At 64.1% G+C, this 25,745-nt stretch carries 22 protein-coding genes; 14 read left to right on the top strand and 8 right to left on the bottom strand.

Going from position 1 to position 25,745, the window contains the following annotated elements; genetic code table 11:
* The first annotated feature begins 261 nt into the window (after window positions 1-261).
* The 7 genes from HCR84_RS03665 (at window position 262) to HCR84_RS03635 (ending at window position 7,964) form a co-directional block, all read left to right on the top strand.
* Window positions 262-792, top strand: coding sequence for a DUF1697 domain-containing protein (locus HCR84_RS03665; RefSeq protein WP_166984431.1), 531 nt, complete (start codon window positions 262-264; stop codon window positions 790-792).
* Between the two features lie 93 nt (window positions 793-885).
* Window positions 886-2,079, top strand: a complete 1,194-nt coding sequence (xylA, locus tag HCR84_RS03660) for a xylose isomerase (RefSeq protein ID WP_166984430.1) — start codon at window positions 886-888, stop codon at window positions 2,077-2,079.
* Between the two features lie 87 nt (window positions 2,080-2,166).
* Window positions 2,167-3,561: a xylulokinase gene (gene xylB, locus HCR84_RS03655; RefSeq protein ID WP_166984429.1), complete on the top strand. Its 1,395-nt coding sequence runs from the start codon at window positions 2,167-2,169 to the stop codon at window positions 3,559-3,561.
* A gap of 59 nt (window positions 3,562-3,620) precedes the next feature.
* Window positions 3,621-4,658, top strand: coding sequence for a LacI family DNA-binding transcriptional regulator (locus tag HCR84_RS03650; RefSeq protein WP_166984428.1), 1,038 nt, complete (start codon window positions 3,621-3,623; stop codon window positions 4,656-4,658).
* Window positions 4,659-4,794: 136 nt separating this feature from the next.
* Complete coding sequence (locus HCR84_RS03645; RefSeq protein ID WP_166984427.1) at window positions 4,795-6,072, top strand: ABC transporter substrate-binding protein; 1,278 nt, start codon at window positions 4,795-4,797, stop codon at window positions 6,070-6,072.
* Window positions 6,073-6,144: 72 nt separating this feature from the next.
* The gene (locus HCR84_RS03640; protein WP_166984426.1) at window positions 6,145-7,035 is read left to right on the top strand and encodes a carbohydrate ABC transporter permease; all 891 of its coding nucleotides are present in this window, start codon (window positions 6,145-6,147) and stop codon (window positions 7,033-7,035) included.
* Complete coding sequence (locus HCR84_RS03635; RefSeq protein ID WP_166984425.1) at window positions 7,032-7,964, top strand: carbohydrate ABC transporter permease; 933 nt, start codon at window positions 7,032-7,034, stop codon at window positions 7,962-7,964. Before HCR84_RS03640 ends, HCR84_RS03635 begins: the two co-directional genes overlap by 4 nt.
* 71 nt (window positions 7,965-8,035) lie before the next feature.
* Here HCR84_RS03635 and HCR84_RS03630 read toward each other — a convergent pair whose 3' ends face one another.
* From HCR84_RS03630 to HCR84_RS03610, 5 genes are all read right to left on the bottom strand, one after another.
* Window positions 8,036-8,827 (bottom strand): carbohydrate ABC transporter permease, encoded by a 792-nt coding sequence (locus HCR84_RS03630; RefSeq protein ID WP_235940940.1) that lies wholly within the window; start codon window positions 8,825-8,827, stop codon window positions 8,036-8,038.
* Between the two features lie 113 nt (window positions 8,828-8,940).
* A complete protein-coding gene (locus HCR84_RS03625) occupies window positions 8,941-9,912 on the bottom strand; it encodes a carbohydrate ABC transporter permease (RefSeq protein ID WP_166984457.1) in 972 nt (323 codons plus the stop codon).
* 41 nt (window positions 9,913-9,953) lie between these two features.
* A complete protein-coding gene (gene ngcE / locus HCR84_RS03620) occupies window positions 9,954-11,369 on the bottom strand; it encodes an N-acetylglucosamine/diacetylchitobiose ABC transporter substrate-binding protein (protein ID WP_166984423.1) in 1,416 nt (471 codons plus the stop codon).
* An 81-nt stretch (window positions 11,370-11,450) separates the two neighbouring features.
* Complete coding sequence (locus HCR84_RS03615; RefSeq protein WP_166984422.1) at window positions 11,451-12,206, bottom strand: sugar isomerase domain-containing protein; 756 nt, start codon at window positions 12,204-12,206, stop codon at window positions 11,451-11,453.
* Window positions 12,203-13,153, bottom strand: a complete 951-nt coding sequence (locus HCR84_RS03610; RefSeq protein ID WP_166984421.1) for a MurR/RpiR family transcriptional regulator — start codon at window positions 13,151-13,153, stop codon at window positions 12,203-12,205. Before HCR84_RS03610 ends, HCR84_RS03615 begins: the two co-directional genes overlap by 4 nt.
* A 101-nt stretch (window positions 13,154-13,254) precedes the next feature.
* Here HCR84_RS03610 and HCR84_RS03605 point away from each other — a divergent pair, with 101 nt between their 5' ends.
* On the top strand, window positions 13,255-14,229 hold the full coding sequence (locus tag HCR84_RS03605; RefSeq protein WP_166984420.1) for an N-acetylglucosamine kinase: 975 nt from the start codon (window positions 13,255-13,257) through the stop codon (window positions 14,227-14,229).
* Window positions 14,230-14,460: 231 nt separating this feature from the next.
* On the top strand, window positions 14,461-15,492 hold the full coding sequence (locus tag HCR84_RS03600) for a LacI family DNA-binding transcriptional regulator (protein ID WP_166984419.1): 1,032 nt from the start codon (window positions 14,461-14,463) through the stop codon (window positions 15,490-15,492).
* A 1-nt stretch (window position 15,493) separates the two neighbouring features.
* Here the strand turns inward: HCR84_RS03600 and HCR84_RS03595 are convergent, their stop codons facing one another.
* The gene (locus HCR84_RS03595; protein ID WP_166984418.1) at window positions 15,494-16,300 is read right to left on the bottom strand and encodes a hypothetical protein; all 807 of its coding nucleotides are present in this window, start codon (window positions 16,298-16,300) and stop codon (window positions 15,494-15,496) included.
* A 140-nt stretch (window positions 16,301-16,440) separates the two neighbouring features.
* Here HCR84_RS03595 and HCR84_RS03590 point away from each other — a divergent pair, with 140 nt between their 5' ends.
* The 4 genes from HCR84_RS03590 to HCR84_RS03575 all read left to right on the top strand — a co-directional run bounded on the left by HCR84_RS03590 (window position 16,441) and on the right by HCR84_RS03575 (window position 20,543).
* Window positions 16,441-17,589 (top strand): Gfo/Idh/MocA family protein, encoded by a 1,149-nt coding sequence (locus tag HCR84_RS03590; protein ID WP_166984417.1) that lies wholly within the window; start codon window positions 16,441-16,443, stop codon window positions 17,587-17,589.
* A 7-nt stretch (window positions 17,590-17,596) separates the two neighbouring features.
* Window positions 17,597-18,757, top strand: a complete 1,161-nt coding sequence (locus HCR84_RS03585; protein ID WP_166984416.1) for a dihydrodipicolinate synthase family protein — start codon at window positions 17,597-17,599, stop codon at window positions 18,755-18,757.
* Window positions 18,754-19,611 (top strand): sugar phosphate isomerase/epimerase family protein, encoded by an 858-nt coding sequence (locus tag HCR84_RS03580; protein WP_166984415.1) that lies wholly within the window; start codon window positions 18,754-18,756, stop codon window positions 19,609-19,611. Before HCR84_RS03585 ends, HCR84_RS03580 begins: the two co-directional genes overlap by 4 nt.
* Before the next feature lie 146 nt (window positions 19,612-19,757).
* On the top strand, window positions 19,758-20,543 hold the full coding sequence (locus tag HCR84_RS03575) for a sugar phosphate isomerase/epimerase family protein (RefSeq protein ID WP_166984414.1): 786 nt from the start codon (window positions 19,758-19,760) through the stop codon (window positions 20,541-20,543).
* Between the two features lie 14 nt (window positions 20,544-20,557).
* Here the strand turns inward: HCR84_RS03575 and metE are convergent, their stop codons facing one another.
* Window positions 20,558-22,915 (bottom strand): 5-methyltetrahydropteroyltriglutamate--homocysteine S-methyltransferase, encoded by a 2,358-nt coding sequence (gene metE / locus HCR84_RS03570; RefSeq protein ID WP_166984413.1) that lies wholly within the window; start codon window positions 22,913-22,915, stop codon window positions 20,558-20,560.
* A gap of 271 nt (window positions 22,916-23,186) precedes the next feature.
* On the opposite strand from metE, the gene HCR84_RS03565 reads away from it, so the two are divergent.
* Entirely contained in the window at window positions 23,187-24,602 is a 1,416-nt protein-coding gene (locus HCR84_RS03565; protein ID WP_166984412.1) for a L,D-transpeptidase family protein, read from the top strand.
* Between the two features lie 12 nt (window positions 24,603-24,614).
* Here HCR84_RS03565 and HCR84_RS03560 read toward each other — a convergent pair whose 3' ends face one another.
* Window positions 24,615-25,634 (bottom strand): LacI family DNA-binding transcriptional regulator, encoded by a 1,020-nt coding sequence (locus tag HCR84_RS03560; RefSeq protein ID WP_166984411.1) that lies wholly within the window; start codon window positions 25,632-25,634, stop codon window positions 24,615-24,617.
* Window positions 25,635-25,745: the final 111 nt, after the last annotated feature.

Raw genomic sequence — 25,745 nt, 5'->3', positions numbered from 1 at the left:
TCCTCTCTGAAATGCGATCACGTCGCCAGCCGTGCCAAGGCGATTCACGAAAGTTCTCTTCGCTCTCGCCCCGTCGCGTCGGTGTTTGCTGCGGCGCGGCTTTGTTGACGGAGAAAACATAACGGAAAAATCGCGCTTTGTCTACGCCGCAAACAAAGACATACACCAATGAGTTTCGCGAGTTATATGCTAACGACACGGCACGTGCCGCGAGTTTCTGCGAAATCGAGATTCGTTGCCCGACACACCAAAGGAGCTGAAATGCCATCGTCAGCGGGGCCCCTTCACTGGGTTGCTCTCTTGCGCGGCGTCAACGTCGGCGGCATCACCGTGCGCTCGGCCGAGCTTGGCGCGTTGTTTCATCGCCTCGGCTTCGACGCCGTACGCACGGTGCTGGCGACGGGAAACGTCGTCTTCACGGCATCCGGTGATCAGGCGCAGCTGAAACGGCGCATCGAAAGCGCCCTCGAAGACGAGTTCGGATACGACGCGTGGATCGTGCTGCTGCCCTTCGAGAGACTTGACGGCATCATCGACGCCTTCCCCTACGAGGAACGCGACGACAGGCAGCCGTACGTCGTGTTCTGCTCGAGCGACGAAACGCTCGACGAACTCAGCGACGAGGCCGCGGACTCGGCTGGTGAGCACGTCACTCGCGGTGGCGGCGTTCTCTACTGGGAGGTTCCGGTGGGATCGTCGACATCCACGCCGTTCGCGACGCTGCTTGCGAAGAGCAGGTACAAGCCGTTCACGACGACACGCAATCTGCGCACGTTGCGAAAACTTCTCTGATTCGCCTGCCGGGCTTTCGCGATCAGCATCCGTGATCTAATATGTTGTATAGATCGACAAATCATCGATGGTGCTGACACAGACGGAGTTTTCATGAGCCTCACACCCACACGCGACGACAAGTTCTCGTTCGGACTCTGGACGATCGGGTACAACGGAACCGACCCCTTCGGCGGCCCGACCCGCGCTCCCCTCGACGTCGTTCACGGCGTGGAGAAGCTGAGCGAACTCGGCGCATACGGCCTCACATTCCACGACGACGACCTGTTTGCCTTCGGCTCGACGGATGCCGAGCGCCAGACTCAGATTGACCGCCTGAAGCAGGTGCTCGCCGACACCGGAATCATCGTTCCCATGGTGACGACGAACCTGTTTTCCGCCCCCGTCTTCAAGGACGGTGGCTTTACGTCAAATGACCGCGCGGTTCGCCGCTTTGCCCTGCGCAAGGTGCTGCGCAACCTCGACCTCGCAGCAGAGCTCGGCGCAAAGACATTCGTCATGTGGGGCGGCCGCGAGGGCGCTGAGTACGACTCGGCGAAAGACGTTCAGGCGGCCCTCGAGCGCTACCGCGAGGCAGTGAACCTGCTCGGCCAGTACGTGACAGACAAGGGCTACGACATTCGCTTCGCCATTGAGCCGAAGCCGAACGAGCCGCGCGGCGACATTCTGCTGCCGACGCTCGGCCACGCGCTCGCCTTCATCGAGACGCTCGAGCGCCCGGAACTCGTCGGCATCAACCCCGAGGTCGGGCACGAGCAGATGGCTGGACTCAACATGACGGCCGGCATCGCGCAGGCGCTCTACCAGGGCAAGCTCTTTCACATCGACCTCAACGGCCAGCGCGGAATCAAGTACGACCAAGACCTCGTGTTCGGTCACGGCGACCTGCAGAACGCGTTCTCGCTCGTCGACCTGCTCGAAAACGGCGGCCCCAACGGCGGCCCGTCCTACGACGGCCCTCGGCACTTCGACTACAAGCCGAGCCGCACAGAAGACGAGTCGGGCGTCTGGGACTCCGCTGCGGCGAACATGCGCACATACCTGCTGCTCAAGGAGCGGGCTGCCGCATTCCGCGCCGACCCCGAGGTGCAGGAGGCACTCGCCGCTGCCCGCGTCGATGAGCTGTCGACGCCGACGCTCGGCGACGGCGAGAGCTATGACTCTCTGCTCGCCGACCGTGCGTCGTACGAGGACTTCAACTCTGACGCCTACTTCAACGGCAAGGGATTCGGATTCGTCCGACTGCAGCAGCTGATGGTCGAGCACCTCATGGGAGCTCGGAGCTAACAGCATCCACGTGTCGCGCATGACCGCTTCCGGGCGAGCGACCAAGGCGGTCATGCGCGGCATCCAGTTCGGCACGAGAGGCATCAGATGACGCTGGTTGCGGGCATCGACTCATCAACGCAGAGTTGCAAGATCGTCATTCGGGATGCCGCGACGGGCGCCGTCGCGCGCCGCGGGCGAGCGTCGCACCCCGAGGGCACTGAAGTCGCTCCGGCAGCGTGGTGGAGCGCCCTGCAGACGGCAATTGCCTCAGCCGGCGGCATCGACGACGTCTCGGCGATCTCCGTTGCCGGCCAGCAGCACGGAATGGTGGCACTCGACGCCGACGGTGAGGTCATCCGTGACGCGCTGCTGTGGAACGACACGCGCAGCGCCGATGCGGCCCGCGATCTCATTTCCGAGGTCGGCGCTGAGGAATACGCGCGCCGCGTCGGCATCGTTCCCGTCGCCTCGTTCACCGCATCGAAGCTGCGCTGGCTGCGTGACGCCGAACCAGAGAATGCGAAACGTGTGGCGGCCGTCGCGCTGCCCCACGACTGGCTGACGTGGCGGCTGCGCGGATACGGGCCCGCTGACGACTCACCGCTCGGCCCCGACCTTCGCCAGCTCACGACAGACCGCTCCGATGCCTCGGGAACGGCGTACTGGTCTGCCGAACGCAACACCTATGATGACGAGCTCTTCACGCTCGCGCTCGGACACAGCGCGATCCTTCCCCGCGTGCTCGATCCTGGCGACCGGGCGGGAACGACCCCGACCGGCGTCATCGTCGGCGTGGGCGCGGGCGACAATGCGGGGGCCGCTCTCGGCCTCGGCGCTGCCGCAGGCGACGTCGTCGTCTCGATCGGAACGTCGGGAACGGTCTTCGCCGTCACGGACACCCCCACCCACGATGCCTCGGGAACCGTTGCCGGGTTCGCATCGGCAGATGGCGCGTATCTTCCCCTCATCGCGACGCTCAACGCCGCGCGCATTCTCGACGCGATCGCCCGCCTGCTCGACGTCGACCACGACACGCTCGGAACGTTGGCCCTTCAGTCGAAGGCGGGCGCGAACGGGCTCGTGCTGCAGCCGTACTTCGAGGGAGAGCGAACCCCGAACCTCCCGGATGCAACGGCTACCTTGTTTGGCATGACATTGGGCGCTGCAACGCGCCCCAATCTTGCCCGTGCCGCCGTCGAGGGGCTGCTCTGCGGCCTCGCTGACGGGCTCGACGCCGTGCGCCGTCACGGCGTGGGCTCTGACCGCATCCTCATGGTGGGCGGCGCGGCCCAGAACACCGCTGTTCAGCACATTGCCGCGCAGGTCTTCGATGCACCCGTCATCGTGCCGGAACCGGGCGAATACGTTGCCGACGGTGCCGCGGTGCAGGCGGCCTGGGCACTGAACGGCAAACGCCCGTCATGGCCTCTGTCGATCAGCGCAACCCCGACTCCCGACTACCGCGAGATCATCAGAGAGCAATACAGCGCACGGGCCTGATTGCGTGCCGGGAACCCTTGCTTGGTAACGTTTCCTCAAGCATTGTCCCAAGGAGAGCGATGGCGCCCGACGAAGAACGCGGCCGAACCGGCCGAACACAGCCGACGATGAATCACGTTGCAGCACGTGCCGGCGTCGGCCTTTCGACGGTGTCTCGCGTCGTCAACGGCGATCCGCACGTGAGCGCGGCGAAGAGCGCAGCTGTGCAGCAGGCGATTGAAGAACTCGGCTACCGGCGCAACGAATCGGCTCGGCAGTTTCGCACCGGCGCGACCGAGACGGTCGGCCTGGTGATTGAGGACGTCACGGACCCGTTCTTCTCCCAGCTGTCCCAGTCTGTCGAAGACGTCGCTCGCGACCGCGGGTCCATGCTGCTCGTCGCCTCCTACCGGCGCGAGAACGATCGCGCTCGCCAGATCATCCACTCGCTGAGTGCCCGACGCCTTGAAGGCATCGTCGTCACGCCGTCGGAACGCGGCGACGTGAGCTACTACGCCTCAGAGCTCAACTCAGGGCTGCAGATGGTGTTTGTCGATCGTCCGGCGCCGGGGCACATCGCGGATGCCGTCATCACAGACAACCGGGCAAGCTGCCGCGACGGCGTCGCCCACCTCATCGCTCAGGGCCACCGACGCATCGCCTGTCTGAGTGACCGAGCACACCTCTATACGACCCTCGAACGGCTCGCCGGGTATCGCGACGCCATTGAGGCCGCCGGCCAGACGTACGACCCGGCCCTCGTGCATTCCTCGGTTCCCGACGACGGCCAGCACAAAGTGGCGCTCGCCCGCATGCTCGACGCGGCCGACCCACCCACCGCGATCTTCACCTGTAACAACCGCGCGACGATCAGCGTCTTGAAGGGCCTCAGCCTTCGAGACGAGAAACCGGCGCTGCTCGGCTTTGACGATCTCGAACTCGCGGGTTCGCTCACCCCGGGCCTTTCGGTCATCGCGCAAGACCCCTTTGCCATGGGACGCATCGCCACAGAGCAGCTTTTCCAGCGCATCGACGGCTATCGCGGGCCGGCCCGCACGACGAGGCTTCCGGCGACGCTCATCTCTCGCGGCTCGGCAGAGCGGGGCCGTCCGCGTTGATCTCATGGCGGCTGCGCCCGTCTGACATCACGATTCGATATGGACCACACAACTCGACTTGCATTTGGTAACGTTTTCAGACTTGAATATGAAAGCCGAGAGTTCGGCACTGCACAGTTCCAATGGAGGAAGCACCATGCGCAAGAGGATGTCCATTCTGGCCGGCGCGCTCGCCGTCGGCCTCGCACTCACGGGGTGCTCGTCGGGAGGCGGCGGCGAATCCGACCCCGAGAACCCAGACCAGGTCGAGGTGTTCACGTGGTGGGCCTCGGGCTCTGAGAAGGCCGGTCTTGACTCGCTAGTCAAGGAATTCAACTCTCAGTATCCCGACATCGAGTTCATCAACGCCGCCGTCGCAGGCGGCGCAGGCTCGAACGCCAAGGCAGCACTGGCGTCCCGCCTCGAGTCGGACAACCCGCCCGACACGTTCCAGGCTCACGCCGGCGCCGAGCTTTCTGACTACATCGCCGCCGAGCAGATCCAGGATCTCAGCGGACTGTACGAGGAACTGGGGCTGACGGATGTCTTCCCCGCAGACCTCATCGACCGACTGACCGTTGACGGCAAGATCTACTCGGTGCCGAGCAACATCCACCGCGCGAACGTCACGTGGGTGAACACGCAGGTGCTCAAGGATGCCGGGCTCGACCCGACGAAGGCTCCCGAAGACATCGATGCGTGGATCTCCGACCTGCAGAAGGTCAAGGACTCCGGTGTTGATGCCCCGCTGGCCATCGGCACCGAGTGGACGCAGATGCAGCTGCTCGAGAACGTGCTGATCGCCGACCTTGGAGCAGACGGCTATGCCGGTCTCTGGGATGGCTCGGCGGCATGGGACAGCGACGGCGTGAAAACCGCCGTTGACCACTACGCTCAGCTGATGGAATTCGTCAACCAGGACTACGCGGGCCTTGATTGGGATGCCGCGTCGCAGATCGTCATCGATGGCAATGCTGCTTACAACGTCATGGGCGACTGGGCCGAGGCCGCTTTCACGCAGGCCGGACAGACCTGGGGCACGGAGTACACCACCTGGCCGACGCCGGGAACCGACGGCATCTTCGACTTCCTCGCCGACTCGTTCACGCTCCCCGTCGGGGCCCCGCACGAGCAGGCGGCGAAGGACTGGCTGACGACGATCAGCTCGGCCGAAGGGCAGAAGGCCTTCAACACGGTGAAGGGCTCGATTCCCGCCCGCACGGATGCGGACCCGGCTGACTACGGCGAGTACCAGCAGAGCGCGATGACGTCGTTCGCTGACGACACGATCGTCAGCTCACTCGCCCACGGCGCGGCCGCTCCGATCGCCTGGTCGAGTGACATCTCGTCTGCCGTCGGAAAGTTCGGCAGCGATCGCGACCAGGAAGCTCTGATCACCGCGCTCGTCGCCGCGGCGGAATCAGCGCTGTCCTAACCCAACCTGTCCCTCGGGGCCCGGCTGCGTCACAGCATCCGGGCCCCGAGGGCCGCAAGGAGAACTACTACCGTGCGCAAAGGCATACGCAACTGGGGTCCGCCGGTACTGCTGCTGACTCCAAGCCTCATTCTTGTCGCGATCTTCGTCTACGGACTGATCATCGCAAACATCCAGACGTCGATGACCGACAGGCACTCCCTCGCCTCTGAGGGCGCTTTTGTCGGTTTTGAGAATTACATCACGCTGCTCACCGAGAGCCGGTTTCTGCACTCGCTGCTGAACCTTGCCGTGTTCACCGTCGTCTTCATCGTCGGCACCATGGTCTTCGGCTTCATCTGGGCCTGGCTGCTCGACAAGGGTGTCAAAGCCGAGGGAATCTTCCGCTCGGTCTACCTCTTCCCCATGGCCGTCTCCTTTGTGGCATCCGGTGTCGTGTGGCGCTGGCTCTTGAACAGCGCCGAGGGAGACAGGGCGTCAGGCCTCAATCGGATGCTGCAGACATTCGGGCTCGATTTTCTGCAGAACTCGTGGTGGAACGAGCCGATCTGGGGCATGGCCGCGATCGCGATGCCGGCAATCTGGCAGCTTTCCGGTTACATCATGGCGCTGTTCCTCGCCGGCTTCCGCGGCATCCCCGATGAACTGCGCGAGGCGGCACGCATGGACGGCGCGAGCGAGTGGAAGCTCTACCGCCACGTCATCTTCCCCCAGCTGAGCCCCATCGCGCTGTCGGCGCTCATCATCGTCAGTCACATGTCGCTCAAGGTCTTCGACCTCATCATGGCGGTCACGAAGGCGATCTACCAGACGGAAGTGCCCGCCACGTACATGTGGATCGCACTGACGGAGAACGATTATGCAAAGGCATCGGCGATCGCCACGGTGCTGCTCATTCTCGCGTCGCTGTTCATCATTCCGTACCTGATTCATACGATGCGTGAAGAAAAGAGGTCGTCATGAGCCAGGCAACGCAGTCCGACCTCTCCAATGGCATCGCTCACAAAACCCGGGCCGGCGGTACGCCGCAGGCGAAGGGCACGACGTTCGTGCTCGGCCGCACGGCGAAGTACGCGCTCCTGCTGTTCTTCGTCATCATCGTGCTCATGCCGGTGTACGTGCTGCTCGTTACGAGCTTCAAGCCACCGGCCGACGTCAACCCCGAAACGTCGTGGGGGTTCCCCGTGCGGTGGCCGTGGGAGTCGATCAACGGCGGGCCAACGGGCTTCGACAACTGGGTGACCGCGTGGGACGCCCTCGCTCCCGCGCTCGGACGCACATTCCTGCTGGCCATTCCGGCGGCGCTCATTGCCGCGATGCTCGGCTCGATGAACGGCTTTGTTCTCTCACGCTGGCGGTTCCCGCACGCGAGCCTCGTGTTCACGCTGATCCTCTTCGGCATGTTCATTCCATATCAGGCTGTTCTGACGCCGCTTGTGCAGATGAAGACCGAACTCGGCCTTCCGAGCAACATCTCGACGCTTCTGATCGTTCACGTCATCTATGGCCTGCCGATTTGCACGCTCATCTTCCGCAACTACTACGAAGGTGTTCCGATCGAGCTTCTTGAGGCGTCGAGAATGGACGGCGCGGGGATGCTGCGCAGCTATGCGTCCATCATCCTGCCGCTGTCGATGCCCGGCTTCGTCGTGACGATCATCTGGCAGTTCACGAGTGCGTGGAATGACTACCTGTTCGCGCTCTTCCTCACCGACGTTCAGGGCGGCCCTGTATCGCTCGCGTTGAACAACCTTGCGCAGGGTGCCCAGCTCGCCAACTACGGTGCGGCGATGGCCGGAGCGCTCATTGCCTCCTTCCCGACGCTTCTCGTGTACATCATTCTCGGGAAGTACTTCATCGGCGGTCTCATGAGCGGGTCGGTCAAGAGCTAGCCGCCTCTCTCCGCACACAGCTTCGCCCCGGCCATCTGGCCGGGGCGAAGCTGCGCTAGGGGCTATTTGCGCTACTTCATCGTGCCCTGCGACACGGAACCCTGCAGCTGACGCTGGAAGATCACGTACACGATGAGCACCGGCGTGATCGTGATGATCACTGCAGCGAAAAGCGCTCCGAAGTTCACCGCATAACCCGCGGATGACGCGAACGAGGCCATTCCCTGCGAGAGCACGTACTTGTCCTTGTCAGTGTTCAACGCGATCGGCAGAAGGAACTGGTTCCACAACCCAAGGAAGTTGAAGATCGCAACCGACGCCATTCCCGGCCGTGCCATGGGCAGCATGACCTGGAAGAACGTGCGCCACTCGCTTGCCCCGTCAACGTAGGCCGCCTCTTGGATCTCGTCGGGAAGCCCCTTGAAGAACGCGAAAAGGAAGAAGACGGTGAAGGGAAGCGCGAAGGCAACGTATGTCAGCGTCAGACCGGGAAGCGTGTTCAAGAGCCCCATGTTCTTCAAGATGAAGAACAACGGCACGATCGCAAGGAACACCGGAAAGGTGAGGCCTGCGAGCATCAGATAGTAGATCGCTCGGCTGCCGGGGAACGTAAATCGTGCAAGCACGTATGCGCACATCGCCCCGAGCACCATCACGATCACCAGCGCGGATCCGACGACGAGAACGGTGTTCAGGAACATCCCGCCAATGTCGTATTCCGTCCACGCCGACACGTAGTTGTTGAAGTTCCACTCAGCAGGGAGCGCAAACGGCGACGCAAAGATCTCGCGCGTCGTCTTGAACGACGTCATGAGAGTCCAGAGCATCGGCACAACGACGATGATCGACCAGATGATCAGCATCGCGTGAGATACGGTTCCGACCGACCGGTCACCGCGGCTGAGCTGCGTCTTACGCAGCGACCGGGAGAGATCTTCTGGCTTCACCGTCTGTTTTCGAGTCTCAGTGATGTGAGTCATCGCTTGCCCCCGTCTTCCTTACCTCCGGCCAGGTGGTTCACTGTGAACACGATGGCGGCGAACAAGAGCGTGATGATGGCGAGAATGACACCCATGGCGCTGGCGTAGCCGAACTTGCCGTGTGAGAATGCCGCCTCGAACAGGTACTGGCTCATCACGAGCGTTGAGTTGGCGGGGCCACCGTTCGGGTTGAGCGCCGCCATGTACACGAAGGCATCCAGCGCCATGATGCCGACGTAAATGTATGCCGTCTGGATGTTGTCGCGAATCAGCGGGATCGTGATCGAGACAGCCGTGCGGAACCGCCCGGCACCGTCGAGTCGAACTGCTTCAAACGTCTCGGCGGGGATTCCCTTGATCGACGCGATGAAGAGCACCATGTAGAAACCGACGAATCCCCAAATGATCACGAAGATGGAAACCCCCATCGCCGTGCGCTCGTCTCCAAGCCAGGGGAATGACTCAAACATGTTGAGCCCGAACATTTGCAGAAACCCATTCACGAGCCCGTCTGGACCGAAGATCTGCGCCCACATCAATCCGATGATGATTCCGGGAATGACATACGGGAAGAACGAGACAACGCGGTAGAAGCTCGAGCCTTTGAGCCCACGCGTCTGACCATGGCTTGGCCCTCCGACGGTGATCATCGTCGCGAAGAGCAGGGCGAGGGAAAGCGTGATGAGGGGGACGAGGATCGCGAGGAAAATGTTGTTCCCCATCGCTTTCAAGAACTGATCGTCCTGAAAAAGGTTGATGTAGTTCTGCACACCGATGAAGTTCATCGTCTGCGAGAAACCGGACCAGTCGGTCAGGGAGTAATACGCGGCCTGGACGAACGGCGAGATGACGAAGATGATGAAGATCGCCAAAGGTAGTCCGAGAAACACCGCCATGAAGCTCACATAATCGAACGTGAGCTTACGCCGGCGCCGGCGGGGAGTCTTTTGACCCCCCGCCTTACCCATGGTCGCGGCTATTGCCCGCCCTGGGTCGGCACCGGCGGCTGTCACTTGACTTCCACCTTGTCGATGGAGTCGTCGTTGCGAACCTTGTCTGTGATCTTCTGCAGACCCGCTGTCAGGTCGGCGACGCTCATCTTTCCGGCGAGGAACTGGTTCCACAGCGTCAGCTGGTCACCGTTCATGCCGTAGAGGTCGACGAACTTCCAGTTGTAGATGTTGGAACCCGCGGCATCCAGCATCTTGGTCTGCGACACGAGCGCCGTTGAACCGAAGCCGTCGTCGGGAACAAGGCCCTTCACGACCGTCGGCGCCAGCTTCTTCTTCGCGAAGTTCGTTGCGGCATCCTTCGAGAGCATCACCCGCAGGAGTTCCTTGCCGCCCGCGGGGTTATTTGCCTGCGACGGCACGATGAACGGCTCACCGGCCGTTGCACGCACAGATTCAGTCGGCATCGACGAATTTGAGTCGAGAGCCGGAGTGGGGAACCCCGTCATCTCGAAGCCGTCCTTCGTCTGATCCTTCATCTCGTTCTCAATCCACGAGCCCGAGGGGTAAAGGATCGCCGCCTGGTCCTGGCTCCACTGTGCTTGCGCGGCAGTGAACTGCGTTCCAGCACCGCCCGGCTTCACGTACCCGGCATCGATGATCTCCTTGAAGGCGGAGAAGACATCCTGAATCGCCTGCTTCGACCAGCAGTCCTCCTCAAGGTTCTCCAGGGCAAGACGCACTTCGTCGCCGCCCTGCTTGATCGCGGCACCGATCGACATTGTCTGGTAGTAGGTGGCGGCTTCCTTGCCCCAGCAGAACAGGTACTTGCCGTCTTCCTTTGCCTTGGCACCGAGATCTTTGAGATCCGCCCACGTTGTGGGGACGTCCCAGCCCTTCTCTTTGAAGAGGCTTGCGGAGTACCACACGCCGTAAATCGTCATGACGTAGTTCACCGCAGCGAACTTGTCTCCAAAGGTGCCCGGGTCGAGCGCACCAGCGTAGAGCGTGTCGCGAATCGTGTCGCCCTCGAGGTTCTTGGCGTCTATCACATCGGTGAGGTCTTCGATCTGATCCATGATTGTGCTGAACCCGATGCTGTCAGCGCCGGAGTTGTCGATCAGGTCGGGTGGGTTTCCACCGACGAACCGCGGCTGAAGCTCCTGCGTGATCTTCGTCGATGCCGAGATCTTCGTCGTGGCGCCGTCGTGGTTCTTGTCGAGAATCTTCGCTGCATACTCAACGTAGTCAACGCCGTAGCCGCCGTCGAAGATGACGGCGTCGACCTTCGAATCGGCCGCCATGCCGAACGGGTTGTCGGCGGTGACGTCGCCCTTTGCGCCGCCGCCGCCTCCGCCTCCACCGCCGCCGGTGGCACATGAAGCGAGTGTTGTGGAGAACGGAATCAGCACCGCTGCTGCAACCGCTCCACGCAGGATGTTCCTGCGATTAACAGAGACATTTTCGATGTTCATCGTCGTGTCTACCTTCCAATTTATCGGGTGGTTCGGAATGCGATGTGCCGAATACTGATGCTGTGACTCGGCGTTGCGCGCTCAGGCGCTGCGGCGGATCCGATCGCGATACAGATCCTCCAGTGCATGGTTGTGCTCGTCACCTCCAGGGATGTTCGCCGAGATGTACATCGGGGGAACATCCCCCGACTCAGAGAGCCTCTGGGCGACGCCGAGCGTCAGCAGCTGGGCGATGAACGCCGCAGTGATCGACGAAATCGCGCCCGCGCTCACGCCTCCGCTCAGTTCGAGGGTCGCATCGCCGTATGGCGCGAGGTTGTCGATGACAACATCGGCGATCTCGCTGAGACGCTTGCCGCTTGAGTGCTTCGGCTCGACAGCGGCCGTATGCTGCAGGCTCGTCACCGCGATCACCGGGTGTCCCAGTTCTCTCGCCTTGAGCGCGACACCGACGATGGAGCCGTTGACGCCAGAGTTTGAGGCAATGATGAAAACATCTTTCGGGCCCATGAGCGACACATCGAAAAGCTCGTCGACGACGGATGTCTCGCGTTCGAGCGCCGAGCCGGCAAGTTCGTGCGGACTGCGGCTGCCGTAGAGCGCGACATCGCGCAATGCGATCTTGTTCGTCGGAATGAGGCCTCCGGCCCGGCCGGCGATCTCCATGGCGAACGCTTCGGAGTGTCCGGTTCCGAATGCCTGCACGACACCGCCCGCGTTGATGGCGTCGACCATCAGCGCGATCGCGTCGTCGAGGCCTCCCGCCTCGGCGTCCGCCGCCAGTTGCGTGAGTCGCGTTGTCGCCTCGGCGAGAAAGTCGGTCGGTGTCACGGTCATTCGGTTGGCTCCTTGACGCGAAGTGTCGGTCTGTCGTTCTTGCGGGATGGTCGTTGCGGTCGGCGGTGCCCAGACACGGCCATAGCGGATGCCGCGAGTCGCGTTGCGGTGTCGGCGAAGGTCTCTTGCGCAACGAGCAGATACAGCAGGTCGAGCACCATGAGCTGGGAGTGCTTTGCCGAAAGATCGTCGGGCTGCAGGTAAGGGTCGGGGGCGGCTGTGCCGATCGTCACATCGGCAACAGTGGCAAGCGGCGACGTCGATTCGTGCGTGATCGCGATGGTGAAGGCACCAGCGGATGCCGCCTGAGACAGCATCTGGATGGTTTCATCCGTGCGCCCCGAGTTGGAGATTCCAATCGCAACGGAGTTCTTCGACTGCAGGGCTGCGCTCGTGAGTCCACCATGCACCTCTTGCCAGTAGTGCGCGCTCACGCCGATGCGATACAGACGGGCCTGCAGCTCTTCGGCCATCACTCCGCTGCCGCCGATGCCGTAGATGTCGAGGTGCCTGCATGTGGCGATCGCGCGCGCGACGCTCTGCACGTCGTCGAGGTCGACGAGCCTCGCCGTTGTCTCGAGCGCGCGCACGTGCTCGTTGAGAAGCGTGCGCACCACCTCGCGCGGGGTGTCTTCGGGGTGAAATTCGCGGCCGATGTCGGCCCGCCACGATTCGTGCGCGTCGCCGCGGCCGATGTCAGAGGCGACGCCGACGCGAAACTGCGTGTACCCGGAGTAGCCGATCACTCGACAGAAGCGCGTCACCGTCGCGGCCGACGTTCCCGCCTTTTCAGCGAGCTCGGTTATCGACAGCTCAATTGGCGCTGACGGCGTCTCGAGCAGAACCTCGGCGATCTTCACCATGGCCGCGGGCATGTCTGGCAGGCTTGCCTGCACACGGCTCGACACGGTCATACCGTCTTCGCCGTGTGGAACCTGTGACACCATTGCTCTCATGAAAATCCGCTCGCCGTTGGGAGATTTGTATGAAAACTATTCTTATTCCACGCGAAGGTCAACTCGCCACCCATCACGAATAGGTAACGAACATGCTTCATATCGGCATTGACGCTGGCGGAACGTCGACGAGAGCGACGGTTGTGACGACAGACGGCGAGTGCGTTGGCTATGCCGAGGGCTCGGGCGGAAACCCGATCTCATCAGGAAAGCAACAGGCATCTGACGCGGTTGTCTCCGCAACGGAGGCCGCACTTGATCGCGCAGGAGCGACACTCGCCGACGTTGGCGAGATCGTCGCTGCAATGGCTGGAAACAGCGCAGCAGAATCCACGGAATGGCTCACCGACCCCCTCTTCTCTCGCGGGTTCGGCGGAACGCTCTCGTGGGAATCTGATCTTCTTGCAACATATTTTTCCGGGGCATTTTCATCGTTCGGCTACGCCGTCGTCTCGGGAACCGGCGCCGCGGTGATCCGAGTTGAGAACGGCAGCATCGCCAGCACGACGGACGGGCTGGGATGGCTGCTCGGCGACCTCGGCAGCGGCTTCTGGATCGGGCACCAGGTTGCCCTCGCCGTCATGGCCGAGTTCGACGGCCGCGGGCCTGCGACGGCGCTGACGCCTCGGCTGCTCGACATGATGAGTGTGCGCACAGACGGACCAAACACGCAGGGCAGACCGGCTGTGCTCCCCCGGCTGATCACCGAGCTGTACCGCCTGCGTCCCGTGGAGCTTGCCCAGTTTGCGCCGCTGGCGTTTGCCGAACCCCTCGACGACGTTGCACGAGGCATCCTCCATGAGGCAGGGGCGCTTCTCGCGCACTCGGTGGCGACCGCGCACACGTCGCCTGGCCCGCTTGTCATCGGCGGAAGCGTGCTGGCGCAGTCGGGCCACCTCGCCGAGAGTTTTTCATCACACCTCGCCAGGCAGGGCATCACTCCCGACATCGTCCGCGTTGCCGATGGCGCTGTCGGCTCGGCCGTGCTCGCGCTGAGAAAGCTCGGCGTCGAGATCACAGACGGTGTCTTCCGCACGGTGACCGCAAGTGTCGCCGCGCGACGCTGACCACCGCAGCCCGGGCAACTCTGCCACAATGGTGGTACACGATCGAAAGGGTGTGGCGATGTCGATTGAACTCGTGCTGTGGTCAATTCTCGGGCTGATCGGACTTGTCGGTGGCGTGCTCGGCATCGCGGCGAGCATCGCAATGGCTCGCGACGGATACCGGGACTGAGCCGTACACTCATCTCCACCACCGCGCGCCGCCGTGTGCGCGCCGACGCGTGAGGAGCCGTCGTGGAGTCATCATCGCCCGTCACGCTCAATGATGTGGCCGACGAAGCCGGAGTGTCGCTTGCAACGGCGTCTCGCGTGCTCAATGGAAGCGTTCGCAAGGTTGCCGAGTCTTATCGCGAACGGGTGATGGCCGCCGCTGAACGCCTCGGGTATGCCCCGAACCTCTCGGCCCAGGCCATGGCGAAGGGGCGGGCGAACATTGTCGGCCTGCTCGTCGGAGACATTGCAGACCCCTACTTCTCTGCCATCACGTCCGGTGCGATGGCAGCGGCAGACGAGGCAGGACTCGTCGTCACTGTCGCCGTCACCGGTCGCGACGCAGACCGCGAACTCACAACCGTGCGTGCTCTGCGCGGACAGCGCCCCCGCGCGATCATTCTCGCCGGCTCACGTTTTTCGGATGCCACGCTCGAGGCGGAGTTGACGGCCGAGCTTGAGGTGTTTCGCCAGGGAGGCGGCCGCGTCGTCTTCATCAGCCAGAGCGGCCTCGGCTTCGACACCGTGCGCATCGACAATGCGGGCGCTGCGCGGGGGCTCGGCGAGCGGATGGCCTCCCTCGGGTATCGCAGCGCCGCCGTCGTCGCCGGACCCGAGGCACTGATCACGTCGACAGAGCGCGCCGTTGGGTTCACCGCGGGCTTCCGCGCAGGCGGCGGCGACGTCGTGCGCACAGCGCGCGGCGATTTCACGCGCGACGGCGGCTTCGCCGCGGGCGAGCATCTCGCGGCATCCGGGGTCTCTGACGTCGACATCATCTTCGCGACGAGCGACATCATGGCTGTCGGTGCGATGTCTGCGCTGCGCCGCGCCGGCATCACGCCCGGCGCAGACGTCGGCATCGCCGGGTTCGACGACATCTCGACCGCTCGCGACGTCACTCCTCCCCTCACGACCGTTGAGATTCCGCTGGAGTCGATCGGCCGCAGCGCTGTTGAGCTCGCACTCGGCGAGGGTGACGGCGGTGTTCCTGACCCTGTGAGCGGGCCCGTGCTGGTGCGTGAGAGCACGCCGGGTGTCGGCGCACGAGCCTGACTCAGCCCAGCGGCAGCCCGCGCGAGAGCACACTGAGGTTGAGCGCGATGATGACGACGGTGATGACGATTCCTGTCAGGGGAACTCGCGGAAGCGACAGTGGAACGCTGCCGACGATCTCGGGAGCACGGCGTCGAGCCGCCGTTGTGAACGGCATCGCCATGGGCGAGAACACCCCAAGGGCAAACGCCGCCATGAGCACGCCGAAGACGTCGCCCGTTGCGAAAGTCTCGTTCGCGAGCAGGAGGTTCGCGCTCGTCAGCGCGAGCGCGATGATCGTTCCGAATATCCACGGGTAGAACGTGAAGCAGCGCAGCGACTCCAGCTCTCCGTCCGTGTGCCGAAGCGCGACGCTGGCGAAGTGGCGAGCGAGCCACACGACGCCGAGCACACCCGCGGCAAAGCACACCCACGACACAGCAGGAGGCAGCTCGAGAGCCACAGCCGCGGCCCCGGTATCGCCAATGCCAAACGGAGTGAGAACAAGGTAGCCAATACCCTCCATCACCGAGAGAAACGCGAACCATAGCCAGATCAATCGCGCGAAACCGCCGCGAAACGGAGTGAGAGCGAGCGCGGCGAAGCCCGTGACGAGGCTGAAAGCCGGCCCGGCAAGCCCGGCGATCACCGCGTGAGCCCCCGTCGGCTCCGGATGGTGGGTCACTCCGAAGGGGAAGAGCACATTGTGATAGCCCAGCACGAGCCCTGCCTCGACGTGTGCGAGCTCGTGCAGGAGCACAATGATCAGATGGGCCGCGACAAAAGCCACGGTGACGTTGAATACGACGGTGCGACGTGCTGTAGTCATGACCCTACTGTGACGTGAGCGGAGACGCGCGACAAGGGGAGAACTGCCCAGCGGCACGGTCGCAATTGCCGTCGCGAGGAATGTGCCCTAGACTTTGGTAAACGCTTTCCCGCACCTGCTTCCGACAGAAAGAGCGACACATGTCAGAGACGATCGGCATCATCATGAACGGCGCCTCCGGGCGCATGGGCTACCGCCAGCACCTGCTGCGCTCGATTCTCGCGATTCGCGACGCGGGAGGAGTGCTGCTCTCTGACGGCTCTCGCGTTCAGGTGAAGCCCATTCTCGTGGGCCGCAGCGAGGCGAAGCTCGCCGAACTCGCCACGCGTCACGACATTGCCGACTACACAACAGACCTCGACGCCGCCCTCGCCGACGACCGGTGGCAGATCTACGCAGACTTTCTCGTCACAAAGGCACGCGTGCCCGCCCTGAAGAAGGCAATCGCAGCGGGCAAGGCGATTTACACCGAGAAGCCGACGGCAGAGTCGTTTGCCGACGCGCTCGAGCTCGCCCGACTGGCGGAGGCGGCCGGCGTCAAGAACGGCGTCGTGCACGACAAGCTGTACCTTCCGGGGCTGCGCAAGCTCAAACGCCTCATCGACTCGGGCTTTTTCGGGACGATCCTCTCGGTGCGAGGCGAGTTCGGCTACTGGGTCTTCGAAGGTGACTGGCAGCCAGCGCAGCGACCGAGCTGGAACTACCGCTCGGAAGACGGCGGCGGCATCATCATCGATATGTTCCCCCACTGGAACTACGTGCTCGAGAACCTGTTCGGCGCGGTGAAGACCGTCTACGCACACGCCACGACAGAGATCGCCGAGCGTGTCAATGAGAACGGCGACCGCTACACGGCCACCGCAGACGACGCCGCCTACGCGGTGTTCGAGCTCGAGGGCGGCGTGACGGCACAGCTCAACTCCAGCTGGACTACACGCGTCAATCGCGACGAGCTTGTCGAGTTTCAGATCGACGGAACACACGGCAGCGCCGTCGTCGGCTTGTTCGGATGCAAGATCCAGCCGCGAAACGCCACGCCGAAGCCCGTCTGGAACCCAGACGTCCCCGACGCCCACGACTACGACGACGACTGGATCGAGGTGCCGTCAAACGACGAATTCGAGAACGGCTTCAAAGTGCAGTGGGAAGAGTTTCTGCGCCACGTGCTCGAAGATGCGCCCAACGAGTTCGACTTTCTCTCGGGCGCTCGCGGCGTCCTCCTCGCCGAAGAGGGCCTGAAGAGCTCTGCCGAGGGTCGCCGCATCGCGCTTCCGGCCGTGAGTCTCTGAGGCGACGATGACGGACTTCACGCTTCTTGACACCACCGGCGCGATCACGTCGACGCCCGTCAACGACGCGCCCGACTACCGCAAACCGACCCGTGCGCTCACCTCTCGCACGGCGTTTGCCGCCTCGCACGTGATTCCTCACGCGTGGGCAGACAATACGCCGGGGCAGCCAGCCGAGATCGACTGGGATGCCACGCTCGCCTTTCGCCACCACGTGTGGTCGTGGGGCCTCGGCGTCGCCGACGCCATGGACACCGCGCAGCGGAATATGGGACTGGATGCTGTCGCCACACGCGAGCTGATTACGCGCAGCGCCGCGGAGGCGCAGTCCGTCGGCGGCTCGCTCGTCGTCGGCGTCAACACCGACCACATCGACGAGCCCTCCATCTCGCTGCAGCAGATCATCGACGCCTACACTGAGCAGCTGCACCATGCTGAGGACGCGGGCGCCGGAGTCGTACTGATGTGCAGCCGCCACCTTGCGCGCACCGCAACGTCGGCAGCCGACTACGAGCGCGTCTACGGCGCTGTGCTCACCGCCGCATCCACACCCGTCGTGCTGCATTGGCTGGGCGAGGCGTTCGACCCCGAACTGACGGGCTATTTCGGCTCAACAGACTGGCGAACAGCATCCGACACCGTCGTTCGCATCATCGAGGCGAGCGGTGGGCGCGTCAGCGGCATCAAGATGAGCCTGCTCAATGCGCAGTCGGAGATCTCGGTACGCCGTCGGCTTCCGGCCGAGACCACCATGTTCACCGGTGACGACTTCAACTACGTCGACCTCATTGCCGGCGACGATCAGGGGCATTCCGACGCACTGTTGGGCGCCTTCGCGGCCGTCGCCCCGTCAGCATCCGCCGCCATTCAGGCATTGGATGCTGGAGACACTGCGCTGTATCGCAGCATCCTGACCCCAACGGAGGAGCTGTCGCGGCAGGTATTCGCCGCCCCCACGTTCTATTACAAGGCAGGCGTCGCGTTTCTGTCGTGGCTCAACGGGCACCAGAATGCGTTCTCGATGGTCGGCGGCCTGCACTCGGCCCGTAGCCTGCCGCACCTGTCAGAGATCGTACGGCTCGCGAACGCATCGGGCGCGCTCGAACGACCCGAGCTCGCCGCCGCCCGCTGGAACGGCCTTCTCGCCGTGAACGGAGTCACCGCATGACGCACCCTCGGCTGTCGCTCAACCAGGCGACCATCAAATACGCCGACCTTTCGACGGCGCTTCGTGTCACAAGCGATGCCGGTTACCGGTCAATCGGGCTGTGGCGCGAGCCGGTGCAGGAGGTCGGCCTGGATGCTGCTGCCGCGATGATCCGCGATTCGGGCCTGCGCGTGTCGAGCATGTGCCGCGGCGGCTTCTTCACACCGCTCGAGGGACCCGAGCGGCGCCGCGCAATCGACGACAACAAGGCGGCGATCGACGAGACGGCGGCGGCGGCGGATGCTGGAGCAGAGGGATCGCGCGCGGTGCTCGTTCTCGTGGCTGGGGGTCTCCCCGACGGCTCGCGTGACCTGATCAGCGCGCGCGAGCGCGTGGGCGACGCCGTTGCCGAGCTCGTCGATCACGCGACGGCGTCGGGCGTTCAGCTGGCAATCGAGCCGCTGCATCCGATGTACGCGTCAGATCGCGCCGTCGTGTCGACGCTGGGGCAGGCTCTCGACATCGCCGAGCAGTTTCCCGCTGAGGCGGTCGGCGTCGTCGTCGACACGTTCCACATCTGGTGGGACCCCGATGTGTTGACGCAGATCGCGCGCGCGGGGGCTGGCGGGCGCATCGCCAGTTACCAGGTCTGCGATTGGGCGACGCCGCTGCCCGCAGACGTGCTGCTCTCGCGCCATTACCCGGGAGACGGCGTCATCGACTTCGCGCCGATGACGCGCGCCGTGCTCGACGCGCGGTACACGGGCGACATCGAGGTCGAGATCTTCAACCAGCAGATCTGGGACACGGATGCCGCGACGGCGGCTGCGCGCACGGCTGCCGCCTTCGACACGGCGGTGGCGCCGCACCTTTAGCCTGCCGCACCACGACGAGCCCGCCGCGCCGCTCCGATTCGGGGACCAACTTTAGCTACGCTGGCGCGTGAAACCGATGACAAAAGTTGGTCCCCAATTTTCGGCAAAACGTTCCGGGCCGAGCCGACAGCAACGACAGGAGCCTCATGAGTGCACACATTCGCGCGGGGCTGTGCTCCGTGACGTTCCGGCAGCTCAGTGCAGACGCCGTCGTCGACGCCGCCGTCGCAGCGGGCCTTGAGTCGATCGAGTGGGGCTCGGGTGAAGGCGAGCACGTTTCGCTGGGCGACGATGCCGCGGCTACTCGCATCGGCGAGCGCACCCGCTCGGCCGGGCTCGTCGTCGCATCTCTCGGCGGGTACTACCGCTGCGGTGACAACGAGACAATCGAACCGCTGCTCGATGCCGCGAGGGCTATCGGCGCCCCCCGCGTGCGCGTCTGGGCGGGCAGAGTTGGCTCGGCGGATGCTGACGAGGCGGAACGCGCCCGCACCACGGCCCGGCTGCGGAACGCCGTCGATCTGGCCACCGCTCGGGGCATCGAGGTCGCCCTCGAGTACCACGGGCACACGCTCACCGACACGCCCGACTCGGCGCGCGAGCTGCTCGCCGCCGTCGATCGTCCCCAGCTCTCGTCGTACTGGCAGCCGACGCAGGGCGCCGACGACCAGGCGGCGATCGCCGAGCTCGACGCCGTGGCTCCGTGGGTGTCGACGCTGCATGTGTTTTCGTGGTGGCCCACCGCCGAGCGGCTGCGTCTGAGCGGGCGGTCTGAGCTCTGGCGGCGCGTGTTCGCGCGAGCAGCATCCCTCCCCCGCATCACCGACGCACTCATCGAATTCGTCCCGAACGATGACCCGGCGCTTCTTTCTGCCGAGTCAGAGACGCTGCGACGCTGGCTTCGCGAGAGCGCTGGGGCACAGCCGCAGTGACCTCGCGCTGTCGGTCACCGCGCCGAGGGTGACGCTGCCTGCTGCTCGGCGACGCGCTGACGAACCCGATTGGCAGCCTCGAGCACGTTGCGAAGCGACGCGGTCGCCTCCTCATATCCACGAGTCTTGAGCCCGCAGTCCGGGTTGACCCAGAGCCGTTCGACGTCGATGGCTTCGGCGGCGCGGGCCAGCAGCTCCGTCACCTCGTCGACGCTCGGCACGCGTGTCGAATGGATGTCGTAGACGCCAGGACCGATATCGTGCTCGAATCCGGATGCCGCGATGTCGTCGATGATCCGCATGCGACTGTGTGCCGACTCGATGCTCGTCACATCGGCATCGAGCTTCTTGATCGCGTCGAGCACGACACCGAAGTGCGACGAGCAGAGGTGCGTGTGAATCTGGGTTTCGGGCTTCGCCCCCGCTGTCGCCAACCGAAATGCCGCGACCGACCAGGCAAGGTAGTGCTCGTGATCGACACTGCGCAGCGGCAGCAGCTCGCGCAGTGCGGGCTCATCGATCTGAATGATGCCGATTCCGGCGGCCTCAAGATCGGCGATCTCATCGCGCAGCGCAAGCGCAAGCTGCGCGGCGGTATCGCCAAGCGGCTGATCGTCGCGCACAAACGACCACGCGAGAATCGTGACGGGGCCCGTCAGCATCCCCTTCACCGGTTTGCTCGTGAGGCTCTGCGCGTAGCGCGACCAGCCGACAGTGATCGGCCCGAGTCGCGAAACGTCTCCCCAGAGAATCGGCGGACGTGTGCACAGACTGCCGAATGACTGCACCCACCCGTGCAGTGTCACGTCGAAGCCCTCAAGGTTCTCGGCGAAATACTGCACCATGTCGTTGCGCTCGGGCTCTCCGTGAACAAGCACATCGAGGCCCAGCTCCTCTTGCAGGGCAATCACCTCGGCAATCTCGTTCTTAATGACCGTGACATAGGTCTCGGCACTGTCGAAGCCGCCGAGGTAGCGTGCGCGAGCCTGCCGAATGCGGTCGGTCTGGGGAAACGACCCGATCGTCGTCGTCGGCAGCGGCGGAAGACCGAACGTGCGCTTTTGTGCTTCGCGCCGCTGTTCCCACGGAACTCGGCTGCGATCACCCTCGCCGAGAAAAGAGATGCGTGCCCGCACTGACCGATCGTGCACGCCGGGTGCACCGAGGCGGTCCGAAAGAGCGATGGATGCTGCCTCGAGGTCGCTGCGCACGCTCGCTGAGCCCCTCGCGAGGCCGCGCGCGACAATGCCGACTTGCTCCACCTTCTGATCGGCAAACGAGAGCCAGCTGACGAGACGTGGCTCGAGGTGCGTCTCGAGAGTGACATCGTGCGGAACGTGGATGAGGCTCGTCGACGACGATACCGAGACGGTGCTCGTCAGACGGCGCACGTCCGCCGCCGCCGTGAGGGCGGCCTCGAGGTCTCCTCGCCACACCGAACGTCCATCGATGACGCCGGCGACGAGAGTCTTGTCCGCAAGGCGAGCTCGCGTGCCGCTGTCGATTCGGCTCGGGATCGTGCCGCGCACAAGGTCGAGTCCGATCGCGTCAACGGGGGTTGCCGCCAGCGTCGCGAGGGCGTCGCCGACGTCACCATACGCTGTCGACACGAAGAGCTGCGGACGCTCCGGGGTGGATCCCAGTTCGCGATAGGTAGACTCGACCGCCGCGAGCACGCGAGATGCATTGACCGACACAACGTCGCTCGCGAGTGCCGGTTCGTCAAGCTGCACCCACTCGGCACCAGCGTCACGAAGCTCCGTCAGCAGCCGTGCATACACGGGGACGAGATCGGCAAGGCGAGAGAACGGCTGAAAGCCATCTGTCGCGTTGCTCTCGGCCGTGCTGAGCAGAAGCAGAGTCACCGGGCCGACGATCGTCGGGCGTGTGACAAACCCTGCCGCGCGAGCCTCGGCGACATCGCGCACCAGGCGATTGCTCGACAGGCGAAAGTGCGTGTGGGGCCCGATTTCGGGAACGAGGTAGTGGTAGTTGGTGTCAAACCATTTCGTCATGGCGAGCGGGGCGAGGTCGCCACGACCGCGAGCGAGGGCAAACGACGCATCGACCTCGTCCGCCTGCGCATCAATCTCCCCGTCGAAGCGAGAGGGGATTGCGCCGACCGTCACCGCGGCGTCGAGCACGTGATCGTAGAGTGAGAACGATTCGGGGATCGACGAGTCGTCGCGCCCGAGGCCGATGTCGACGAGCCGCTCTCGGATCGCCGCCCGAATCTCCGCCGTCGTCGCGGCAAATTCGCCCGCGGTGAGCCGCCCTGCCCAGTGAGCCTCGAGCGCCTTCGTGAGCTCTCGCTTTCGGCCGAGGCGCGGATAGCCGAGGATGGTTCCCCTCGGGAAGCTGCGTGCGGTCATTTCTCTCCCCTCCGATTGCTTGAATTTACGTCAGCATTCGGAGTCGCGATGGTATGTGTCGCAATGTTTCTGCGAGATGCCGCCATGTTTCCGCAGTATCTTAAGAGCGAGCGAACTGATGCGCGCTGGCACGGGCGTGGGGTCGAAAGAACCCTCGACGAATTCACTGATTGTTTTCACTTCGTAATCGAGAAATGCCATATTCCCAGGTAAGCCCGCCTATCATAGGAGTTCGGCAGCGCGTACGTTCGGCGCGCCACTGGGGGAGAACATGACCACATCGGGGGGCAAGGGCACAACAGCCCTGTCGATCGACGACGCAAAGAAGACGCGGCGTCGGCGCCGCGGGCTGCGCCTGGGACTCGGCATCGGCATTCCCGGCGGAGTTATCGTTGCGGCCGCCGCTGTGAGTTCGGTTCTGCTGATCGCACCCGGCGTGAGCGCCGCTGGAGCGACAGTCGGCTGGCACACCGCCGATCTCGCCGCCCAGACCGTCTCTGACCAGCTCGCCACGAGCGAGATCACCATCACGGGCGACTCCGACAGCGTGACGCTCACGGGCGCCGAACTCGGACTCTCGGTCGATGCCACGTCGATCGCCAGCGCCGCGCACGACTCGCGCCCGCTCTGGAACGTCTCCACGTGGAATTCAGGCCCGGTTCCCGTCACCATCAACATCGACGCTGACAAGGCTCTTGACGCCTTGCGCGCCGCCGCTCCCGACGTCTTCACGATCCCGGAGAACGCGTCGATCAGCTACGACGCCAAGGCAGTTGCCTACTCGGCCGTCGACGCCGTCGTCGGCACCGGGCTCGATTTCACCGCGTTTGCCTCCGAGCTCTCTGACGTGCTCAGTGAGGGCACGGGCGATGACGACATCACCGTCGCCGCAACCTTCGACGAGGTGCAGCCGCCCATTACGACAGTGATCGCCCAGACCGAGGCCGACGCACTCAACACCATGCTCACGACGGCCGGCTTCTACGTTGACGACGAGAAGGTCGTCGGCGTCAAGCCCGCCACCGTCGCGTCGTGGCTCACCGTCGAGAACGTCGATGACGCTATTCACATCTACGCAGACGAAGCAGCGATCGACACTGTCGTTGAGAGTCTCCCCGAGAAGGTGAACCGCCCTGCCGTTGACAAAGAGGTAGTGACGAACTCAGCCGGAACCCACCTCCGCACCATTCAGGAGGGTGTTGACGGCTGGACCCTGGAGAGCACGGACGGCATCGCGGCGGCGTTCGCCGAGCAGCTCGCCTCGGGAAACGGCAGCTACAAGCTTGACGTGACGACGGATGCGTCCGAGACGATCGAGCTGTTCCGCAGCATCGAGGTGGACAAGAGCGCCGGCACGGTGACCATGTACGAGAACAAGAAGGTGGTCGCCACCTACGCCGTCGCCATCGGAAAGCCGTCGACGCCGACGGATGAAGGCCACTTCACGGTGTACGGCCAGCTCACGAAGCAGGACATGGGCTGCGTTCCCGGGTACGACTACTGCACGAAGAACGTGCCGTGGGTGACGTACTTCAACGGCGACCAGGGCTTCCACGGAACCTACTGGCACAACAACTTCGGTGCCGGCGCCATGATGAGCCACGGCTGCGTGAACATGACGATCGCCGCGGCGAAAGACATGTACTACTTTGCTCAGACGGGCACCGAGGTCTGGGTTCACGCGTAATCACGCGCGACGCTACGGCAGACGAGCTTTCGTCGCCGAGTCACGCACGATGAGCTGAGGAACGATCGCGCTCTGCGGCGCTGCGGCATCATCTGACAGCTGAGCGAGCACCGTCGCCATGACGTCGCCGCCGAGCCGGACGAAGTCCTGCCGCATCGTTGTGAGCGGGGGCGAGAGATGCGCGGCCTCGGGTACGTCGTCGTATCCGACGACCGAGAAGTCGCGGGGAACGATGAGGCCCATATCGCGAAGCCCGTGAAAGACGCCGAGCGACATCTGATCGTTCGCCACGAATGCGGCCGTTGCCGTGGATGCTCCCAGCTCTCGACCATGCTCGTATCCGCTGTCCGGCGACCAATCGCCCACCAAGACCGGTGTGGCGACGAGGCCGCGCGCCGAGAGCTCGTCGCGCCAGCCGCGCACCCGCTCGCGCGCATCAAGCGACTCTGCCGGGCCGGAGACATGCCTGATCACTGTATGGCCGAGCTCGGCAAGGTGCGCGACAGCAGCACGAGCTCCCGCGTAGTGGTCGATGGCAACAGCTGCCGCGTTCCCCTCTTCGTGCGGAGCCACGACGACGAGCGGAACACCCAGCTCTTCGTGCGCAAGCGACGCGATGTCTTTCACCGTTGCCGCGATCAGGACGATCGCCTCGACGTTCTGGCGCAGCAGCAGCTCCGCTGCGGAGCGCAGCGCGGCGGCATCCGCCTCGAGCATGCTGGCGATGCTCACGGCGTAGCGTGCTTCGCGTGCCGCCTCGTTGAAATGCAGGAGGGTCGTGGCCGGGCCGTAGTCGGGGCCGCCCGTCTGTATGAGCCCGATGGTGCGCGATCGCCGGGTGACGAGAGCGCGCGCCGCCTGCGAGGGTGTGTAGCGCAGCTGGGCGATTGCCTTTTCGACGCGTTCCCGTGTGGAGGCGCGGACGTTGGGCAGGTCGTTGAGCACGCGCGACACTGTCTGATGTGACACTCCGGCGAGCCGGGCAACGTCGAAGATGGTCGCTGCCCTGGTCTTGCCATCGTCTGCGATCACCACCGGTCAGTCGTCCCCTCGTCGATCAAACTGCTGCGTGCGCCCGACCGTGTCAGGAGTGAGCGAGCACTCTCAGAATATCGTCCCGCCTGTGCACGCCCGCCGCACGGG

The organism is Paramicrobacterium fandaimingii, assembly GCF_011751745.2.
GTDB lineage: Bacteria > Actinomycetota > Actinomycetes > Actinomycetales > Microbacteriaceae > Paramicrobacterium > Paramicrobacterium fandaimingii.
The sequence above is the reverse complement of the archived record's forward strand: the minus strand, read 5'-3'. Positions and strand labels throughout refer to the sequence as shown.

Excerpts from the sequence above, each read along its gene's own strand:
- HCR84_RS03580 (WP_166984415.1), top strand. The coding sequence starts at position 18,754 with ATGACGCACCCTCGGCTGTCGCTCAACCAGGCGACCATCAAATACGCC.
- HCR84_RS03605 (WP_166984420.1), top strand. The coding sequence starts at position 13,255 with ATGCTTCATATCGGCATTGACGCTGGCGGAACGTCGACGAGAGCGACG.
- HCR84_RS03625 (WP_166984457.1), bottom strand. The coding sequence starts at position 9,912 with ATGGGTAAGGCGGGGGGTCAAAAGACTCCCCGCCGGCGCCGGCGTAAG.
- HCR84_RS03665 (WP_166984431.1), top strand. The coding sequence starts at position 262 with ATGCCATCGTCAGCGGGGCCCCTTCACTGGGTTGCTCTCTTGCGCGGC.
- HCR84_RS03610 (WP_166984421.1), bottom strand. The coding sequence starts at position 13,153 with ATGGTGTCACAGGTTCCACACGGCGAAGACGGTATGACCGTGTCGAGC.
- HCR84_RS03590 (WP_166984417.1), top strand. The coding sequence starts at position 16,441 with ATGTCAGAGACGATCGGCATCATCATGAACGGCGCCTCCGGGCGCATG.
- HCR84_RS03615 (WP_166984422.1), bottom strand. The coding sequence starts at position 12,206 with ATGACCGTGACACCGACCGACTTTCTCGCCGAGGCGACAACGCGACTC.
- HCR84_RS03575 (WP_166984414.1), top strand. The coding sequence starts at position 19,758 with ATGAGTGCACACATTCGCGCGGGGCTGTGCTCCGTGACGTTCCGGCAG.
- HCR84_RS03630 (WP_235940940.1), bottom strand. The coding sequence starts at position 8,827 with ATGCTGATCATCTGGTCGATCATCGTCGTTGTGCCGATGCTCTGGACT.
- HCR84_RS03645 (WP_166984427.1), top strand. The coding sequence starts at position 4,795 with ATGCGCAAGAGGATGTCCATTCTGGCCGGCGCGCTCGCCGTCGGCCTC.
- ngcE (WP_166984423.1), bottom strand. The coding sequence starts at position 11,369 with ATGAACATCGAAAATGTCTCTGTTAATCGCAGGAACATCCTGCGTGGA.
- xylB (WP_166984429.1), top strand. The coding sequence starts at position 2,167 with ATGACGCTGGTTGCGGGCATCGACTCATCAACGCAGAGTTGCAAGATC.
- HCR84_RS03565 (WP_166984412.1), top strand. The coding sequence starts at position 23,187 with ATGACCACATCGGGGGGCAAGGGCACAACAGCCCTGTCGATCGACGAC.
- HCR84_RS03650 (WP_166984428.1), top strand. The coding sequence starts at position 3,621 with ATGGCGCCCGACGAAGAACGCGGCCGAACCGGCCGAACACAGCCGACG.
- metE (WP_166984413.1), bottom strand. The coding sequence starts at position 22,915 with ATGACCGCACGCAGCTTCCCGAGGGGAACCATCCTCGGCTATCCGCGC.
- HCR84_RS03585 (WP_166984416.1), top strand. The coding sequence starts at position 17,597 with ATGACGGACTTCACGCTTCTTGACACCACCGGCGCGATCACGTCGACG.
- HCR84_RS03595 (WP_166984418.1), bottom strand. The coding sequence starts at position 16,300 with ATGACTACAGCACGTCGCACCGTCGTATTCAACGTCACCGTGGCTTTT.
- HCR84_RS03635 (WP_166984425.1), top strand. The coding sequence starts at position 7,032 with ATGAGCCAGGCAACGCAGTCCGACCTCTCCAATGGCATCGCTCACAAA.
- xylA (WP_166984430.1), top strand. The coding sequence starts at position 886 with ATGAGCCTCACACCCACACGCGACGACAAGTTCTCGTTCGGACTCTGG.